The sequence below is a fragment of the Clostridium sp. AM34-11AC genome (assembly GCF_003435375.1).
Classification (GTDB): Bacteria; Bacillota; Clostridia; order Lachnospirales; family Lachnospiraceae; genus Pilosibacter; species Pilosibacter fragilis.
The window spans coordinates 1-1,236 of the sequence record NZ_QWGL01000099.1 but is presented as its reverse complement, the minus strand read 5'-3'; the positions used below and the strand labels follow the sequence as shown (position 1 = coordinate 1,236).

General features: G+C 39.5%; 1 pseudogene. It reads right to left on the bottom strand.

Annotated features, from left to right (window positions below):
* Positions 1-33: 33 nt before the first annotated feature.
* A pseudogene (locus DW826_RS17915) lies at positions 34-1,236 on the bottom strand (DNA repair protein); the annotation flags it as partial.

Here is a 1,236-nt window from a genome sequence, read left to right as displayed (position 1 = left end):
GTTTCTTTATATTATTTTATCTAGCACAACAGGTTAAATTAATTCATAGTTTTCCGGTTTGATTGCATCAAAATTGTCCTTCGTAATACCCATACGCTTTAAAGACTCTGTACCCTCAAATCGCAGATGATTCAACTCCGGATTATGCTTCAATTGATAAATACCGTACTTGTCAGAGCTGCCGTACAAAAGCTGTGCTTCTTTATTTATTTGATTGTCCGAAAGTTCAGCCTGCATGGAACGAAGTTTTCTTTCATTTTCCCAATCACCTTTTTCAATGCCAAAAATTCCATCATGCTCCGTAATCTGTTTTCTATCTTCTACCGTGGTTTCCGAACCATCATTGTGTAACAGATACACGGGCAAATCGTGAACAAATAATTCCAATGCTTTCTCCTGCGTCAGTGGCAGCATTTCATTCCATGTATAACCGTACTCACGCATTTCAGACAAACCAATCATCAAGTCTGGAAGTGATTCAATCTCTGTCTGTGCATCTATGATAGTCAGACCCACATCCTGCTGTGCATACTCAAGCTGATATGCCAGTTTTTCTGCAAGATCCCTTGTCTTATTCATATCATCGAGCTTATAAGCATAATTTACAATCAAGTTACGCTCATCTGATGTAAATATGGTTTTCTCCGCTTCCAACTGATTGATAAGCTGCTCTGCCTGTTCCATAACCGAAAGATTACTGTCAATCTGCTCTGCAATTTTTGCTTTCACATCAATAATCTCATCTGTATCAAGATTGTAACGAACATCAAGATGATACTCCTCAAATTCTCTTGATTTCTCATTGCCAAGCTCTGTAGTCCATGCACCTTTACTTTCCAAGTATGCCTGTATGCTGAGTTTATCATCCTCACTCATGTTAGATAAAGTAGCCACAAGTTCCTGCCTATCCATTCCACGAACATTGACAAGGCTGAACTCCGTCAGATCTTCATTCTGTATCAGCAGGATACACTCTTTACTCTGTTCCTGTTCCATCTCACGATTTAGTTGCAATTCCCTTAATGCTCCCTCAATTCCTGTAATAAGTTCCGATGCCGTCTTTCGTATAGTATCTAGGGAAGATTTCAGTTCCTTCATATCCTTACCACTACTCCACCCTGCAATATAACCAAAGGAATAATCCGAGGTATCTATGCCAAAATGCTGGCATACCGTATAGGCAACGCTTTCAGCCTCAAATGGAAACATTAACATTTCAGGCCTTATACTCAGCAT